Source organism: uncultured Virgibacillus sp. (assembly GCF_947495635.1).
Classification (GTDB): Bacteria; Bacillota; Bacilli; order Bacillales; family Amphibacillaceae; genus Virgibacillus; species Virgibacillus salarius.
Genome location: NZ_CANMAB010000100.1, coordinates 1 through 15,532 on the forward strand (window position 1 = coordinate 1; position 15,532 = coordinate 15,532).

The 15,532-nt window shown below is 35.9% G+C and carries 18 protein-coding genes and 1 pseudogene; 7 read left to right on the forward strand and 12 right to left on the reverse strand.

Features of this window, described 5'->3' with window-relative positions; translation table 11 throughout:
- A partial coding sequence (locus Q1A47_RS17005; protein ID WP_299632518.1) for a hypothetical protein occupies positions 1–297 on the reverse strand: 297 nt, incomplete at its 3' end.
- Positions 298–369: 72 nt separating this feature from the next.
- On the opposite strand from Q1A47_RS17005, the gene Q1A47_RS17010 reads away from it, so the two are divergent.
- Positions 370–1,221 (forward strand): YitT family protein, encoded by an 852-nt coding sequence (locus Q1A47_RS17010; protein WP_026679786.1) that lies wholly within the window; start codon positions 370–372, stop codon positions 1,219–1,221.
- A 216-nt stretch (positions 1,222–1,437) separates the two neighbouring features.
- On the opposite strand, the gene Q1A47_RS17015 is transcribed toward Q1A47_RS17010, so the two are convergent.
- The 3 genes from Q1A47_RS17015 to Q1A47_RS17025 form a co-directional block, all read right to left on the reverse strand.
- Positions 1,438–2,121: a hypothetical protein gene (locus Q1A47_RS17015; protein ID WP_026679787.1), complete on the reverse strand. Its 684-nt coding sequence runs from the start codon at positions 2,119–2,121 to the stop codon at positions 1,438–1,440.
- Positions 2,108–2,608: an RNA polymerase sigma factor gene (locus Q1A47_RS17020; protein ID WP_166530723.1), complete on the reverse strand. Its 501-nt coding sequence runs from the start codon at positions 2,606–2,608 to the stop codon at positions 2,108–2,110. The genes Q1A47_RS17015 and Q1A47_RS17020 overlap by 14 nt, the downstream gene beginning before the upstream one ends.
- A gap of 715 nt (positions 2,609–3,323) precedes the next feature.
- Positions 3,324–3,662 carry a hypothetical protein gene (locus tag Q1A47_RS17025; RefSeq protein WP_166530722.1) on the reverse strand — a complete coding sequence of 113 codons (339 nt, stop codon included), beginning with the start codon at positions 3,660–3,662 and terminating at the stop codon, positions 3,324–3,326.
- 466 nt (positions 3,663–4,128) lie between these two features.
- On the opposite strand from Q1A47_RS17025, the gene Q1A47_RS17030 reads away from it, so the two are divergent.
- The 5 genes from Q1A47_RS17030 to Q1A47_RS17050 all read left to right on the forward strand — a co-directional run bounded on the left by Q1A47_RS17030 (position 4,129) and on the right by Q1A47_RS17050 (position 10,154).
- On the forward strand, positions 4,129–6,405 hold the full coding sequence (locus tag Q1A47_RS17030; protein WP_299632519.1) for a phosphodiester glycosidase family protein: 2,277 nt from the start codon (positions 4,129–4,131) through the stop codon (positions 6,403–6,405).
- Positions 6,406–6,780: 375 nt separating this feature from the next.
- A complete protein-coding gene (locus Q1A47_RS17035; RefSeq protein ID WP_228089007.1) occupies positions 6,781–6,933 on the forward strand; it encodes a hypothetical protein in 153 nt (50 codons plus the stop codon).
- A gap of 66 nt (positions 6,934–6,999) precedes the next feature.
- On the forward strand, positions 7,000–7,164 hold the full coding sequence (locus Q1A47_RS17040; protein ID WP_161629257.1) for a hypothetical protein: 165 nt from the start codon (positions 7,000–7,002) through the stop codon (positions 7,162–7,164).
- A gap of 171 nt (positions 7,165–7,335) precedes the next feature.
- The gene (locus Q1A47_RS17045) at positions 7,336–8,955 is read left to right on the forward strand and encodes an amidohydrolase (RefSeq protein ID WP_166530720.1); all 1,620 of its coding nucleotides are present in this window, start codon (positions 7,336–7,338) and stop codon (positions 8,953–8,955) included.
- A 305-nt stretch (positions 8,956–9,260) separates the two neighbouring features.
- On the forward strand, positions 9,261–10,154 hold the full coding sequence (locus tag Q1A47_RS17050; protein WP_281414402.1) for an N-acetylmuramoyl-L-alanine amidase family protein: 894 nt from the start codon (positions 9,261–9,263) through the stop codon (positions 10,152–10,154).
- Between the two features lie 66 nt (positions 10,155–10,220).
- On the opposite strand, the gene Q1A47_RS17055 is transcribed toward Q1A47_RS17050, so the two are convergent.
- The 8 genes and pseudogenes from Q1A47_RS17055 to Q1A47_RS17090 all read right to left on the reverse strand — a co-directional run bounded on the left by Q1A47_RS17055 (position 10,221) and on the right by Q1A47_RS17090 (position 14,849).
- A complete protein-coding gene (locus Q1A47_RS17055; RefSeq protein ID WP_166530719.1) occupies positions 10,221–11,018 on the reverse strand; it encodes a DUF817 domain-containing protein in 798 nt (265 codons plus the stop codon).
- Between the two features lie 83 nt (positions 11,019–11,101).
- Positions 11,102–11,314 (reverse strand): DUF3955 domain-containing protein, encoded by a 213-nt coding sequence (locus Q1A47_RS17060; RefSeq protein WP_026679791.1) that lies wholly within the window; start codon positions 11,312–11,314, stop codon positions 11,102–11,104.
- A gap of 249 nt (positions 11,315–11,563) precedes the next feature.
- Positions 11,564–11,988, reverse strand: a pseudogene (locus Q1A47_RS17065) (RDD family protein).
- 182 nt (positions 11,989–12,170) lie between these two features.
- Positions 12,171–12,293 (reverse strand): hypothetical protein, encoded by a 123-nt coding sequence (locus tag Q1A47_RS17070; RefSeq protein ID WP_299632520.1) that lies wholly within the window; start codon positions 12,291–12,293, stop codon positions 12,171–12,173.
- A 139-nt stretch (positions 12,294–12,432) separates the two neighbouring features.
- Positions 12,433–12,996, reverse strand: coding sequence for a DUF4256 domain-containing protein (locus Q1A47_RS17075; RefSeq protein WP_166530718.1), 564 nt, complete (start codon positions 12,994–12,996; stop codon positions 12,433–12,435).
- Positions 12,997–13,166: 170 nt separating this feature from the next.
- The gene (locus tag Q1A47_RS17080) at positions 13,167–13,301 is read right to left on the reverse strand and encodes a hypothetical protein (protein WP_299632522.1); all 135 of its coding nucleotides are present in this window, start codon (positions 13,299–13,301) and stop codon (positions 13,167–13,169) included.
- A 70-nt stretch (positions 13,302–13,371) separates the two neighbouring features.
- Positions 13,372–14,178 carry a carbon-nitrogen family hydrolase gene (locus Q1A47_RS17085; protein ID WP_026679794.1) on the reverse strand — a complete coding sequence of 269 codons (807 nt, stop codon included), beginning with the start codon at positions 14,176–14,178 and terminating at the stop codon, positions 13,372–13,374.
- 11 nt (positions 14,179–14,189) lie between these two features.
- Positions 14,190–14,849 (reverse strand): MBL fold metallo-hydrolase, encoded by a 660-nt coding sequence (locus tag Q1A47_RS17090; protein WP_026679795.1) that lies wholly within the window; start codon positions 14,847–14,849, stop codon positions 14,190–14,192.
- A 101-nt stretch (positions 14,850–14,950) separates the two neighbouring features.
- Here Q1A47_RS17090 and Q1A47_RS17095 point away from each other — a divergent pair, with 101 nt between their 5' ends.
- Entirely contained in the window at positions 14,951–15,310 is a 360-nt protein-coding gene (locus Q1A47_RS17095; protein WP_026679796.1) for a helix-turn-helix domain-containing protein, read from the forward strand.
- Positions 15,311–15,532: the final 222 nt, after the last annotated feature.

Consider the following 15,532-nt stretch of genomic DNA (forward strand, 5'->3'; position numbering starts at 1 on the left):
TTTCACTTTATCCCGCATATAACTGGCAGTAAGACCCCACATCAAGCAATAAAGAGAACCTAATATTGGTGAGTAGGAATCAACTGCCAGTAAATGTCCGATTGGTTCACCTAACAATCCGTGGGGGATAATACGCCACCCCGCGGATTGAAGTTTCACTTTATCCCGCATATAACTGGCAGTAAGACCCCACATCAAGCAATAAAGAGAACCTAATATTGGTGAGTAGGGATCAACTGCCAGTAAATGTCCGATTGGTTCTAGGGCCTTTAGGTCATACCCTTGTGGTACTACCAAACCATGGGGATAAACAAAGCTCCCACTGATGGAAGGTTTACATTTAATTTTTTGGCTAGGGAGGTTATTTATATGAAAAACATTATAAAAGATGTGCTTCTAATTATAGTCGGATCTTTTCTGATTGCTGCATCCGTTCAATTTTTTGTTATTCCGAATAGATTAGGTGATGGAAGTACAATTGGTATGTCTCTAATTCTATACTATTTATTTCAGATCCCAACAAGTATAAGTACGTTTATCATCAATCTTATTTTTATAGCGATCGCATATAAGTTCTTAATGAAAAGAACGATATTTTATACCATATTAGGTGTTGCCATGAGTTCTTTATTTCTTGGTATCCTAAGCTTTGTTCCGTTTGGTATTGAAGATATGGTGTTAGGCATTGTATTTGGCGCATTATTACTTGGGACTGGTTTAGGTCTGATTTTCATCGCTGATGGCTCGACCGGTGGAACAACTCTTCTTGCATATTTATTAAATTACACAAAGGGATATAGCTTTTCTAAGAGTCTATTTTATATGGATAGCATCATCATAGCAGCTTTCATATTTATTATTGGAATTAATAATATGTTATATAGCTTTATATTTGTCTATTTGTGTACAAAAATAGCGGATCAAGTAATTGAAGGTTTCCATAATAAGAAAGCGATGACGATTATGTCAGATAAATATGAAGAAATTTCTAACGTAATTACAAACGAATTTGGTAATGCTGCCACGATTTATTATGGATATGGATACTACGTCAATAAAGATAAAAGAATTATCTATACGGTTATTAAAAAGACGGAGCTTTTAAAAATCAAAAAGAAGGTGCAAACCATTGATCCAAGTTCCTTTGTTGTCATTCATGAGGTGAAAGAAGTTGTTGGTGGGAAGCTAGGATTTGTCACTAGTGGAACTCGTACAAATTAAAATAAAACAAGCTTCCACGAGGGGCTTGTTTTACTTATATAATCCTAATCAATATGGTAGGGTTAGAAACTGTGAAAAGGAATTAAACCAAAAGAGAATTTTTTGTTATTAAATGTACATCTGATTTAGTTTTCATTAACAACTATCATGTATAAAAGGGTGAACGACCCACTATCGGTAGTAAAGAAAAAGACGATGGTCTAAATCGCCTTTACATTAGTTTTTTTCTATAGCATTCCATAAGTCGTTTAATCGGATTAATATTCGTTCTATTTTATGGTCCTCATTAAGATTTGCTTGCCCATCAACAACTTCAACGTCTGATTTTTCACTGCCCTCTTTTTGGTACAGTACCTCAACTGAAAAGTTATAAATAATCTCTTTAGAATCTGTTTTTTCAAATTTGATATCTTTTACTTGCAGCGTGTATTCGTTTCGTATAGGAATGATCATTAAAACTGCACCGTAACTATTTACAAATTCCATATAGGCTGTATCATTGGCAAAATATTCTTTAAAACGCTCTTTATCATATTGGATACTGTCTTCTATAGATGTATCACGATTAAATATTTGCTTCAATTCAGCATCTGGACCATTAAGAGCATTCTGTAATACAGTTTCTATTGTCTTTATCTGTTCTTCTTGAGTTGTTACAACGTCACTAGGTGTTGGTTCCGAATTAAAAGGTAATACAGCTAACCCAAGCGGAATTAAGACGGCTACACATGCAAGCGTAGCTATATACGGAAGAACTTTTGAAGGTATTCTTCTCTTCTTACGTACAGGCTGAACCTGTGTCCACATTTCTTCTTTCAATCCTGTTGGCACTCTAATCGAATCTATCTCCTTTGTTACGTGTTCCTTTAACCTTTGTTCATTCTGATTATTCTCCAACACGATTTTCACCTCCTAACGTATACTGTTCGTATAATTTTTGTTTTGCCCGAAATATTCTTGATTTTACAGTTCCTAGTTTAATAGATAGAAGGTTTGCAATTTCTTTCTCTGTTAATTCTTCCATATATTTTAAAATCAATATTTGTTTTTGTTCAGGTGGAATGTTGTCTAAATAATTTTCTAACTCATCAATCTCAACGTTAAATTCATCTGACTTTGATAGATAGTTTTCTTCTTTGAATGCTATTTGCTTTTTGTTTTTATTATAGATATCAATAGCTGTACGTGTAGCAATAGTAGTTATCCAAGCATTAATTCTTGCATGCTGGTTGATTTTGTTCAAATGTTTGAACGCTTTTATAAAAGTATCGTGTGTGGCATCTTTTGCTAGTTTTTCGTTTTTTAAAATAAAATAAGCTGTTTTGTACACCTTTTCAAAATGGCTTTCATATATTTCCTCTTCATTTGGACGGCTGATTTCAACCACCTCCCTTTATCTCACATATAACTGGCAATAAGACCCCGATCCCAAGCAATAAAGGGAAACTAATATGGAAGTGGGGAATCGAATGCCGGTAAATGTCCAGTTGGTTCCAAAGCCTGTAGGTCATACCCTTGAGGTACGAACAATCAGTGGGGGAATAAATACCCCCCCACAATGGATTGAAATTTCCCTTTATATATACAGACTGAATAATATTCCGAAAAGTTCCGCTTTTTAGGAAAAAATAAATTTTACAATGTCAATATTTCGAGCTTTTCATCCAAAGTCCAGACTAAAACAAGCGATACCTTTGAAGTATCGCTTTAGAAGATGTTCTATAGCTCATCTTCTTATCCCACATATAAGTGGCAGTAAGCCCCCCACTCCAAGCAATAAAGAGTAACCAATATGGAAAAGTGGGGATCAACTGTCAGTAAATGTTCGATTGGTTCCAAAGCCTATAAGTCATACCCTTGAGGTACGAACAATTAGTGGCGAGATAAACCAATCCCCATTCTGATTAAAGTTTCCCTTTATCATAAAATATTCACTTCAACAGATCCGTTTAAGGGAGGGGTTTAACCATTTTTTTGTTGTAGTAAATTATAAACAGATTGTATAAGCAAAGCATTAGAAAATTTCCTTTTCCCTATTCTGACTAATTCAGAAAGCTCCTTCTTATTCAAGAATAGCTTATCCCTTTAATAGAATCGAAGAATTACCCAACATATTGAAGAATCAATTGATATAAAGCTATGGAAAGCCCTAGAATGCTTGCTTTTATTTTAGAAGGATGGTTTCTTCCTTTGCTGTGAAACAAGTACAGGAAAATTACTATAGACCCTAAGGGAATCCATAGCTCAAAGCTTCCCTGCTCTGTAGTATGAGAATAAAACGGAGCAATGTTTGTACTTATTAGAAAGTAAAAGAAAATCGTAAAACGTCGTGTTTCTAATTGCTTACTCCACCTTACTAAAAAGAAAATAATGATTATTGCCATAATGGTAATGTGTAAAGGGGGTAGAATAATAGCAGCATTCCCAAATTCGAATTCCATTTTGTATTTCCCTCCCTTTGCATATTGTATCACCATTTATCCTAAATATAACTGGCAGTAAGGCAAGAAAAGCATATAAGCGTATAGTCATTTTGAATAATTCCGTCTAATAACCCATTCCGGCAGTAAACTTTATCACCGCACTAAGCACATGTTCCATGCCCATCAGGAGAAACTGTCAAAGCGTTATGATGCATAATAATAGAGATTGCTGAATTACTTAAAAGTATGGAGAAACGATGGAGCGGATTTTATGGAGTTCGTTTTCTGCGAGAATTAATAAAAAGTTAACGTTGATTAACGAATAACTTATGAAGCAATAAATATTAATTATATAAAGAACCCCAATCTAGGTGTAAATCTCACATTGTGAAATCTGAGGTTTAGCTATAATTCAACTATTTTTTTAGGAGGGAGAAACATTAAAAGATCAGTTATAGTTCTGTTTGCAATCGTTTTACTATCGTTGTCTATAGCTATGTATGGAAGTATGGTGGCAGCGGAGAATTCCTCTTCGGATTTGGGAGAAAAGTCTTTACAAATGAAAGTAATGACGTACAACATTCGCCATGGAGAGGGAATGGATGGTAAATTGGATTTAGAACGAATAGCGGAACAAATTCGTCAGTCTAATGCGGATATCATCGGTCTTCAGGAAGTAGATAATCATTGGTCAGAGAGAAGTGACTTTAAAAATCAGGCTAAAGAGCTCGCTGAAATGTTAGATATGCATTACGTTTTTGGTCCCAATCTTAACTATCCACCTGAAGAAGGACAGGCTCATAATCACCAATATGGAACAGCGATATTAAGCAAATATCCTATTCTTGATTCAAAAAACTACAAGTTAACGAAATTGACAGATGATGAGGAGCAAAGAGGGCTATTGGAAGCACAAGTATACGTTGCTGGGGGAGAAGTATGGTTCTATGTAACACATACCTCACATTTGAGTTCTAATGTACGTGCAAGGCAAGTAGAGGACATAGTGGAAATTACTTCTAGGCATAATAATAACGTATTGGTGGGTGATTTAAATGCCACGCCTAATGCAACTGAAATGCAATCACTTTTTCAAATTTATACAGATGTCTGGTCTGTTAATGACGATGGCTTTGGATATACGTATCCGGCGGATTCCCCTACAAAAAGAATCGATTATGTTTTAACATCTCCAAGACTAAATGTCAGTTCCAGTCAGGTAATTCACTCATTGGCATCTGATCATCTTCCTTTAGTAGCAAATATTACGATTAAACCAGGAGAGAATCCGCTTCATGCAGATGGGATGACAAAACTAATAGAATACTTTGAAGAAACAGGTTTAATCACAAATAAGCGCGCAGTTCATTCTTTAATCATGCATCTGAAAACGGTCAGTCATTTTGAGGGTAAAAATTTGCCTCAAAAAGTCGTCAAGCATCTGAATGGATTTCAAACATTGATTAATCAACAGAAAAAGAATCAATTAATTTCTGATGAGGTATATCAGAAGCTCAAAAGGGATGCGGCTTATCTTATAAACAAGTGGCAAAGGTTGGATTTAGGGGATCCATGGTTGGAAGAATCTCGTGAAAAGAAGGAAATTGCACCTGGCCTATCACATACACATATTGACCGTGGGAACCCAACTGAAAATAATGGGGTTCAAAACACAGGTCCGTGGAATATTGATGTTTTAGAAGTCAATCCAGATAAATTTAAAGGTGAAATTAGGTCATTTTTATCCAATGATGTGGTTAAGGGGAAGGAACAATTGACAAGTATATCGCAACGCATGAATTCACTTGCTGCTGTGAACGGGGGATACTTTGTTGTAGGAGCAAACGATGGGACACCAGGTGATTTAGCAGGTGTTTCAATGGTGAATGGGGAAGTTGTTAGTGAATCAGTAGGGGATAGAACGAGTTTATTGTTTTCAGACTCGAGTGAAAACAAGGCCTCTATTGCAAATGTGGAAACAGATTTAAAAGCTATCTCCTCAAATGGGGAAAAATCAATTATAGATGGTCTGAATAGAAAGCCAGGGTTGATCCGTAGTTGTGGTGGTACTTCAGAGGACGAACGAAAAGAAGATCCAAAACACGATGTCACATGTACAGATGATGACGAACTAATTTTGTTTAAACCCATTTTTGGAGATGAGACGCCGGCAGGAAATGGCTTAGAGGTTGTTTTAGATGCAAAAGGGAAGGTAACGGATATTCGTCATAATAGAGGTGGCAATATCCCAGTAAATGGGGCAGTGCTTGCTGCCACTGGAGACACTATAAAATGGTTAAGCCAAAATGCTCAGATCGGTATGTCAATCGAAGTTGAAACTCATTTATCATTAGATGGGAAATCGGTGCCAGCCAAAAGGTACACTAGTATTATAAATGGAGGACCACGCATTCTGGATGACGGAAAAATAGATATTCACTCAGAAGAAGAAGGGTTTCGTTGGAGCGAAGATTTTTTCAATAGTTTTGTTAAAAGCCGTCACCCTAGAACACTTGCTGGCATTAAAGCAAATGGTAATATAATCTTTGTAACTGTAGATGGTAGGGATCCAATGAATAGTGTTGGAGTAACCTTTGAAGAGTCGGCAAAGCTTATGAAAAGCTTGGGTGCTTATGAAGCAATGAATCTTGATGGTGGAGGATCCACAACAATGGCAGTTGGAAGTCAATTAATTAATCATCCTTCCGATAATTCAGGTGAAAGAGATATTGGTGATGCTATTCTATTCCTGCCAAAATAATTGATGTCACCATACAGGGTAAAAAGAAATATTACAAAAGGGAAACATGATCATGAAAATAATTTAGAATTATTTTTTGCTGTCGATCGCATTGTTACATGCGGTTTTTCTTTGTTGAAAGAATGATAGAATTAAAAAAACTTCGTAATTTCCAGCAAGGACATTCTCTAAAATGTAATAATTTTTAAGTATGTTATTGGTACTAAAGAGAAGTAATGTACAGCTCCTTTCCCCAACCTGTAATGGAGTAGAATGGGTAACTTAAAGGGCAGATGCCCTTTAAGTTACCTTTCAGCCTGACGTGCAATTTCAACTGAGGTGTATGCATTAATTATATTGATCCCGAGAGATACTTGCGGAAGAATTACACCGATGATGAGTATGCTGAATACATTGGTTGAAAACCAAGCAGGATGTGAAATCACGTTTATCCACGCAGTACAGAATCGTGAAGTTCACGCGATGAGGGAACATGTAGATAATTTACGCAGGAACACCAAAACGTTACTTCTTTTGTATGTTATTTAAATACTATCGAGGAATCATAAGTTTGAAACGCTCGCTTTATTGAATTAGACGCGATAAAATGGAGGAATGCAAATAAAAGAAGATGAAAAGGCGCTGCGCTTTCAAGGAATACTTCAAGAAGTATTGAAACCTATAGCAGAAAAATTGAAAACGATAAAAGAAATTGAATCTGTTAGAAACGGACAAGAAGAATTAAAAAAGATGGTGGAAGAAAGACAAAGGACTAGTTAAACCTTCTTTTACAAGTCAATGTTTATTGTTTTCTTGATAGTAAATGGGCCCTTTGTGGAAAAATCCAGGCACTCATTTTTTTGAAAGATTTGTTAATCAAACGTTCCTTCTTCCACCTTTTCAAGGGGATGGGCAGAAACTCCCTATTTTTAAAAGGATAGGTGAATTACAATGAAAAAGCTATATTATGGTGGAGAAATTATCACGATGGAAAAAGACAAGGAATCAGTCGAAGCTGTATTGGTAGAGAATGGTGTCATTCAAGACCTTGGTTCGTTAGCTAAGTTTGAATCCCTATTACACAATGGCAACATTGAAAAACATAATTTACAAGGTCATACGTTGTTACCTTCCTTTATTGATCCTCATAGCCATGTTTCGATGGTTGGTCCTGTTGCAGCTTTGTGTGATTTAAGTACATGTAACAATTTCGATGAGATTGTGACCGCATTAAAGTCTTATATAGAAGAGAAGCAATTGAGAGATACCGATCCAGTTATTGGTTTTGGTTACGACCATAATGTATTACAAGAAAAGCAGCATCCAACCAAAGAAATACTTAATCAAGTGTCGATGGATAGAATGGTTATCGTCATGCATACATCTGCTCATATGGGTTGTGTCAATGACATGGCCTTACAGTTTGCTGGAATTGATGAAAATACGAAAGATCATGAAGGCGGTAAGATTGGTAGAGTAAGAGGATCACTAGAGCCCAATGGATATTTAGAAGAAGCAAGTATGATGGCTATCCGAGAAGAGGTAGTAAGTGATATTGGGACAAATTTTGCAGCGATGATGCAGCAAGGTCAAGAAATATATATTAAAAATGGGATTACGACTTGCCAGGACGGTGCTACAAGTAAAGAAATGATGCAGCTTTTCCATACCTTAGCAGATCAGAACAAGCTCATGATAGATATCGTTGCCTATCCATTAGTAATGGAAGCACCAACAGAATTGCTACAACAATACGAAAGGTATGCTAAAAAGTACAGCAATCGGTTTAAACTTGGAGGATATAAGCTTTTTTTGGATGGTTCTCCACAAGGAAAAACAGCTTGGTTAACGGAACCATATGAAGGAGAAACGGATTACAGAGGGTATGCGTGGTTCCAAGATGAAGAGGTAAAGAAATTTGTTTTAACTGCGCTTAATGATGATGTTCAATTACTGACACACTGTAATGGAGATGCCGCATCGGATCAGTTACTACGAAGCTATGAGGAAGCCTTAAAAGACGCAGCTAATCCGAATAAACACAAGCTGCGTCCAGTAATGATTCATTGTCAAACTGTACGTAGTGATCAATTGGACAAAATGGTTGAATTAAATATGATTCCGTCGATTTTCAATGTGCACACCTTCTACTGGGGAGATGTACACCTCAAAAACTTAGGGGAAGAACGAGGTAGCAGAATTAGTCCAGCAAAAACAGCCTTCGATAAAGGATTGGCTGTTAATTTTCATCAGGACTCCCCTGTTGTTAAACCTGACATGCTTCATGCCATTTGGTGTGCTGTGAATCGTAAAACTAGAAGTGGTCGGCGAATTGGAGAAGAGGAATGTGTTACTGTTTACGAAGCGTTACAAGCCGTTACCATCAATGCGGCGTATCAATATTTTGAGGAGGATACAAAAGGGAGCATTGCCATCGGAAAATATGCAGATTTAGTAATATTGGATCAGAACCCGCTCACGATAGATAAAGAGGCGATTCATAACATTAACGTAGTAGAGACTATTAAGGAAGGAAACACGATTTATCAAAATACTGAGGCAAGCGCCTAACATGTAGGCACTATTTAATATGAGTATTAAATCTCGCAGATAGTTGGCAGTAAGACCCTCACTTCAATATAAGAAAGTGAAACCAATATGGTTAAGTGGGGGCGACTGCTGACTTCATTACTAAACAAAGATATTACCTTTCTATTTTAATATTTTAACTTTGTAGCTATTATAACAAGGTAATCAATATATTCTTTCAGCCATAAGCAGTATACAACAGAATAAGCATTATTAAGTAGTCAAACGGCTAGTCCACACGGGCAAGCCGTTTTTTTAATATAAAAATATTAAGGAGGAGATTTCTTATGCCAAAAATTATTAAAGACTTTATACCTGCCTCTCAAAAGGAACAACGTCCTGGATATGCTATGGTTCCGCTCTATTTAACAATTCACAATACTGCTAATACCAGCGAAGGCGCAGATGCAGAAATGCATAATCAATACTTGCATAATGGTGCAGGTGGTCGAACTGTTGGCTGGCATTACACCGTAGATGATAAAGAAATATACCAGCATCTTCCAACGAATGAAAACGGCTGGCATGCTGGTGATGGTGAAAATGGAACTGGTAATAGACGATCCATTGCTATTGAGATTTGTGAAAATAGCGATGGGGACTTCCGTAAAGCAACAAAAAATGCACAGTGGCTAATTAAAAAATTGATGAAAGAGCATAAAATACCGATTTCAAGAATTGTTACCCATAAGCACTGGAGTGGAAAGAACTGCCCTAGAAAATTACTTGATGATTGGAAGGGGTTCATTGATGAAATTAATGGTGCATCTAACCAAGAAGTAGACAACTACAACGGTCATTCCATTGTGGATTACCTTAATAGTATTGGCAAGAACGCTAGTTTTCGCGCACGCCGGCGATATGCTGCTCAATATGGCATCCGAGGTTATAGGGGAACAGCCAGTCAGAATCTTACATTGCTTCATAGCATGCGTGGCGATTCACAAAAAGCAAGCTATATCGGCAAACGAGTAGAGTCTAAACATGCAGGTCAATTAAGATTTTATAACAAGCCCAGTTGGTCGGATAAATATGTTGTTGGCTATCTTAAAAAGGGATATGGTTTTCCGACGATTGTAGCTAAGCTCAAAGTAGGCAATGGTTATCAATACAAGGTTAAAAATAGTAAAGGAAACGTTTATTATGTGACAGCTAGTAATCAGTATGTCAGAGTTGAATGAAGAAATAGTGCCTCACTCGCTAAGGAGTGGGGCATGTTCATGTTAAAGTGAATATACAAAGGTTGTTTAACCAAGATTGTTAATGGAATACTTTTCCTTTTTAGGAAGAGGTGTCATAAATCGTTTATACTGCGCTACAATCATGATGCTTATTACTACTAGTAAGTACCAGGAACTAATTTTTCCGATATGGACAAAACTCCATGAAAATTGTTGATTAGGATATTGCCATGCCCCAAAGAAAGTAGCGATATTCTCTGCAACCCAAATGAAGAAGCCAATAAGGATAAATGAGATAGGCAACGGCATTTTATATGTTGTGTTCCGTACAATAAATTGTACATGAGTCTGTAAAAAGACAATAAATAATAGCAGTGTTAAAATCCAACGAAAATCTAAAATAAAATGATGCGTAAAAAAGTTTAAATAAATCATCAATCCAAGTGGTATTGTCCATATATTTTTGGGCCATCTATTCATTTTTAAATGAAATCTACGCCATGCCTGACAAATATAACTAGCGACACTTGCATACATAAAACCACTATAAAGTGGTACCCCAAGAACTTTTGACCACGCTTTTTCAGGATAAGACCACGAACCCAAATATACTTTATATACTTCTAGTAGTAATCCGATAACGTGGAAAATACATATCACTTTCCACTCTTTAAATGACTCCAAATTGGTTTTTAACATCAGATATTGCGTAATAAGACAGATTAGTAGAATAAAATCGTAGCGTGGTATGCCAGGTATAGAAATTATCTTGGACAAAGCAAGTGTCGCGAAAATAACCACTGGAAAAATGCATGATAAAGCCTGATGGTAACCGAAGTAAAAAAGGTCTATGATATATTTCATGTTCTCCCCTCTTCGTATTCATAAGGGTTATAATAGCCCTTACTTACATTAACCATAAGGACTATTTGTTTTATAACGTAATGCTAGTTGCTAATTCGCTTAATGAAGGAAACGATAGAAATAAGAAATATGGTGAGTACACCACTAAAAACAAATAGATAAGATAAATTAATTAAGAAGAACGGTTCAATTAAAGTACCATCAGGTTCCACACTTGAACCAATTAAGCTATAGATAACGAAACATATAGCACCCAACAAGATTGGTGTAGAAGCTAACAGATATTTCTTTTTCATCAAACATTCTCCTTTGTTATTATTTATTACAAACTAATTCTAAATCAAAAATATATGTAAATCAATTAAAATTTATTGATTTACAATAAGAATTTATTATTTAAATAGATTTCTTTCTGATTGCTTAAACATAAAGAAAGGCACCTCTTTTATATTTGGAGATGCCTTTCTTATTTACAGCTTTTTATGGAAAATAGCTCGATTTTGGATGGTAAGTTAGCTAGGAGTCTAAAATAATTTACCCTATTATTATTGAACTTTTGTTGGGGGATTTGTTGTCACATACGTTTGTGCGATAAAGTCGTGAATGGCACGTCTATCTTCTCTCACTCCTACCATGAAGGCGCTTACGATTAATCCTATTCCAAACGTAAGAATGTAAATAATTCCTGCTACAATATTTCTTAATATCATTGTTCCTATGCCAATTTTTCTGCCATCAATTCTTACAATACGGTTTCCCGCCATTCTCCTCCCTAGCGTGTATACCAAACAATAGGTGTTATCAGGCTATATATAAGCCCTAAATAATCAATAGGACGAATGGTTTCATTATCATAGAATACACCGTATAGAAATTGCGAAATAATTCCTGTCACTAAAAAAATAATAATAACATCTAAAACTCTTGCCAAGAATCTGTTTTGAAAACCTGCTGGATTGGTAATGTCGATAAAAACCTCTCCTCTCTATACAAAATTTATACGCTTTTTTTCATTAGGATGTTATGGAGAATGACTGTTTTCGTTAAAGCTTTATCTTGTATATAACTGGCAGTAAGACCCTCATTTCAAGCAATAGAGTGAAACCAATATAGAGAAGGGGGAGGTAAATAAGCTCCTCACTGATTGAGGTTTCACTTTATTGCTGCTTTTTTGTTTGAACTTTCTTTACCAGTTAAACCTAATGAATCTGCACTTTCTCCATTTTCAAATTGTAATGGTAGCACACCCATGTTTTTGTGTTCATATCCCAGCATTATAAACCGCGGTTATCTCAGATAAAATAAAATGTCCCTTTATAGATGTAATCATATGATTTCACCCTTTATGCATGTTAGCTGAAGAATGAATCAAAGTCTTATCGCAGAAGTCCATACTTAATCGTCTGTGTAAAATTTAGACCTTTAGCGAGCCACGGAATCCTCTAGCAGCATAGTAAGAGGATGCACCGTTGTGATACAGAAAGACATGCCCATAGCGATAATCACAAAAAAGGGCACCGCCGAGTTCTCTAATATCTGAGGGTGTTTGCACCCAACTTGACGTTTTCTTATCGAAATGTTCCAGCTGCTGTAACGCTCGATACTGTTCTTCTGTTAAAAGTTCAATACCCATGGCAGTTGCCATATCAATTGCATTATTCTCTGGTTGATGTTTTTTTCTTGCCTCTAGTGCTTCACGGTCATAGCAAACACTTCTGCGGCCCTTAGGGCTTTCGGTTGAACAATCATAAAAAATGTATTGGCCCTGCTCATGACCAACAACATCGGGTTCACCGCCAGTGCTTTCCATTTCATGAAGCGACCACAGTTTTTCCGCATTAGCTTCCAGCCTTGCTTGGACGTTAGCCCATTCGACACCTTGGTGACGGTGCATGTTTTTCTCAAACCGTGTTTTCAATGCTTTGAATAATCCTTCACGTTGTTCTACTGATAATTCTTTTTCATTGCTTTTTGTCATGTTCATTTCCTCCTAACTAAAACGGTTAAGATATGTATATTTGTTTTACAATAAACTGTTTAAAGGATTGTGTAAAGTCAGTTTACATTAAATTACAAGACTAAGTAAATGTATTTCCCTACAATTTGGAATTTTTCTTGAATGACTTTAATTTTCCTACACAAATTTTATCACACATATAACTGGCAGTGAGGTGCCGACTTCAAGTAAAAAATGAAACCAATGTTGGTAAGTGGGGGATCGACTGCCAGTAAGTGTCTGAATGGTTCAAAGTCCTTTAGGTCATACCCTTGTGGTACGAACAATCAGTGGAGAATAAACAAATCTCCACTGATTGATGATTCACCTTATTTGTAGCCCTCGATAACGAAAGTACTATTCTGAATACTTATAAACATCTGGTCTCAGGTTTTCAAAAATAGGAATGTTTTGCTGTTGTTCTGTTACCTTCTGTATATCGATTTCTGTTGTTAAGATTGTCTCTTGATTGCCTGCTTCTTGAATAATATTTCCATTTGGATCGATGACGATGGAATGTCCTGCGTATGTGTTGCCGACATGTTTTTCGTTATTCACGACACCTACACTATTACATGCAACGACATAGACGCAATTTTCTATAGCTCTTGCTTTCAATAATGTTCGCCAATGGTTTAAGTTTTTGGTGGTCCACTGGGCGACATAGAAAATGATTTTTGCTCCTTGAGACGCTGGGTAACGTGTGATTTCTGGGAAACGTAAGTCGTAACATATAATTTGAGTTGCCTTGATATCATTAATTTCAAATACTTCTGGTGCTTCATTTCCACCTGTTAAATAAAGCTGTTCATCTAACATTGGCACGAGATGTATTTTATCTTTTTGATAAATTAGCTTACCCGTTTTTGATACCACAAAGGCGGTATTATATATATTCTTATTGCGTTTGTTTGAAACGGAGCCTGCAATAATATTTACATGATGATTAGTCGCTAAATGTTGGATAAAAGGGAAACTTCTTGTTAAATCGACATCTGCATTTTCTGTTAAATGTTGTAAATCATACCCGTTATTCCACATTTCAGGTAGTATAACAACCTCTGTATCTGTTTCGAGTTTTTCTTCAAATAAGGCTTTGATACGATTTTCATTTTGTTCTACGTTGCCTTCTATAATCTCTAATTGAAATAATTGTATTTTCATTTTTATATCTCCTATTCATATGTAAATTTATAAATGGTATATAACTTGTCATTATATTTAACATCCTCACCATGTGAGGAAGATAGGATAGATGGTTTGATATCATCTATTACGCGCCCGCTATTAATATTTTCTTCCATATTAATTGTGAACTTTTTAATCGGTGGGTGTAGGGTCTTAGCATCAGAAATAAATAAGTCTCCAGTTATCAACACATTGTCATCTTTATGATGGTAAATGACATGGCCTGGAGCATGACCAGGTGTTTCATATACATCGAGGGGTAACGTGTTAATGACACTATCTTGAAAAGCCTCAACCTGATGTTCAACACCTGTTGTTTCCTTTTCTACTTTATTTGGATAGGGTATTTTTCCATTAATAAACGGAAGTTCATTCTTGTGTGAGTAAATAGGAATGTTTAATTCAGCTCGTAGATACTTAGCTCCATTGATATGATCCAGATGACCATGTGTTAGTAAAATACTTTTGGGAACACCTAAGGATTTTGCTGCTTTTAGCTGTATATGTGCGTATTCTTCCATCCCGGTATCAATGATGTAAACATCTTCACCATCCACTACGTACCATGTATTAATCTTGACTGGAATACCGACAACGGTTTCGTAGGTAAGTCTATAAATATGTTTAGAAATTTGGACGAATTTCAATTCATACACCTTCTCTTATTTATTTGATATCATAAATTTAACAAGATAAAAAGGTAGTAACAAGAAGGCACAATTTTGTAACTACCCATTGAGGTGAGGAAATGTCAGACTTTAAAAGCAGTCAATATGGTACTTGTACGTTAACTGTAAAGCATGCCTGTCCAATTGAATTAACGATGCATATCATTGGTGGTAAATGGAAAGGTATCATTCTATTTTTACTGTCTCAATCACCAATGAATTACAATGCGATACGCCGTGAAATACCAGGTGTTACTCAACGCATTCTTACACTACAGCTTAGAGATATGGAGAAAGATGGTATTATTGAAAGAGAAGAAACAAGCGATTACCCTAAGAAGGTAATATATTATCTAACAGCTCTTGGTGAGGATCTTATTCCAATAATAAAATCCATAGAGAAGTGGGGGAATGCTTATATGAGGAAGGAATTTGAATGAGGTTAAAAAAACGGGGAGTTGTTATGAATTTACAAAAGCCTCATTCTTATGTACAACTTGAGAAGATACCACACCCTAAATTTAGTGATATGCTCTCTGTCAAGTAGACAATAGATAAAACTAATATTTAGGGTGTTTTTTAAGGAGTGAGTTAATTTCATAATATAGAGCCCTTGGGGCTCAAGACTTTAAAGACATAAAAATTAGAGCACCTCCCCAAAT

Excerpts from the sequence above, each read along its gene's own strand:
- Q1A47_RS17050 (WP_281414402.1), top strand. The coding sequence starts at position 9,261 with ATGCCAAAAATTATTAAAGACTTTATACCTGCCTCTCAAAAGGAACAA.
- Q1A47_RS17085 (WP_026679794.1), bottom strand. The coding sequence starts at position 14,178 with ATGAAAATACAATTATTTCAATTAGAGATTATAGAAGGCAACGTAGAA.
- Q1A47_RS17010 (WP_026679786.1), top strand. The coding sequence starts at position 370 with ATGAAAAACATTATAAAAGATGTGCTTCTAATTATAGTCGGATCTTTT.
- Q1A47_RS17040 (WP_161629257.1), top strand. The coding sequence starts at position 7,000 with ATGCAAATAAAAGAAGATGAAAAGGCGCTGCGCTTTCAAGGAATACTT.
- Q1A47_RS17060 (WP_026679791.1), bottom strand. The coding sequence starts at position 11,314 with ATGAAAAAGAAATATCTGTTAGCTTCTACACCAATCTTGTTGGGTGCT.
- Q1A47_RS17075 (WP_166530718.1), bottom strand. The coding sequence starts at position 12,996 with ATGACAAAAAGCAATGAAAAAGAATTATCAGTAGAACAACGTGAAGGA.
- Q1A47_RS17045 (WP_166530720.1), top strand. The coding sequence starts at position 7,336 with ATGAAAAAGCTATATTATGGTGGAGAAATTATCACGATGGAAAAAGAC.
- Q1A47_RS17095 (WP_026679796.1), top strand. The coding sequence starts at position 14,951 with ATGTCAGACTTTAAAAGCAGTCAATATGGTACTTGTACGTTAACTGTA.
- Q1A47_RS17035 (WP_228089007.1), top strand. The coding sequence starts at position 6,781 with ATGAGTATGCTGAATACATTGGTTGAAAACCAAGCAGGATGTGAAATC.
- Q1A47_RS17070 (WP_299632520.1), bottom strand. The coding sequence starts at position 12,293 with ATGCTGGGATATGAACACAAAAACATGGGTGTGCTACCATTACAATTT.
- Q1A47_RS17055 (WP_166530719.1), bottom strand. The coding sequence starts at position 11,018 with ATGAAATATATCATAGACCTTTTTTACTTCGGTTACCATCAGGCTTTA.
- Q1A47_RS17025 (WP_166530722.1), bottom strand. The coding sequence starts at position 3,662 with ATGGAATTCGAATTTGGGAATGCTGCTATTATTCTACCCCCTTTACAC.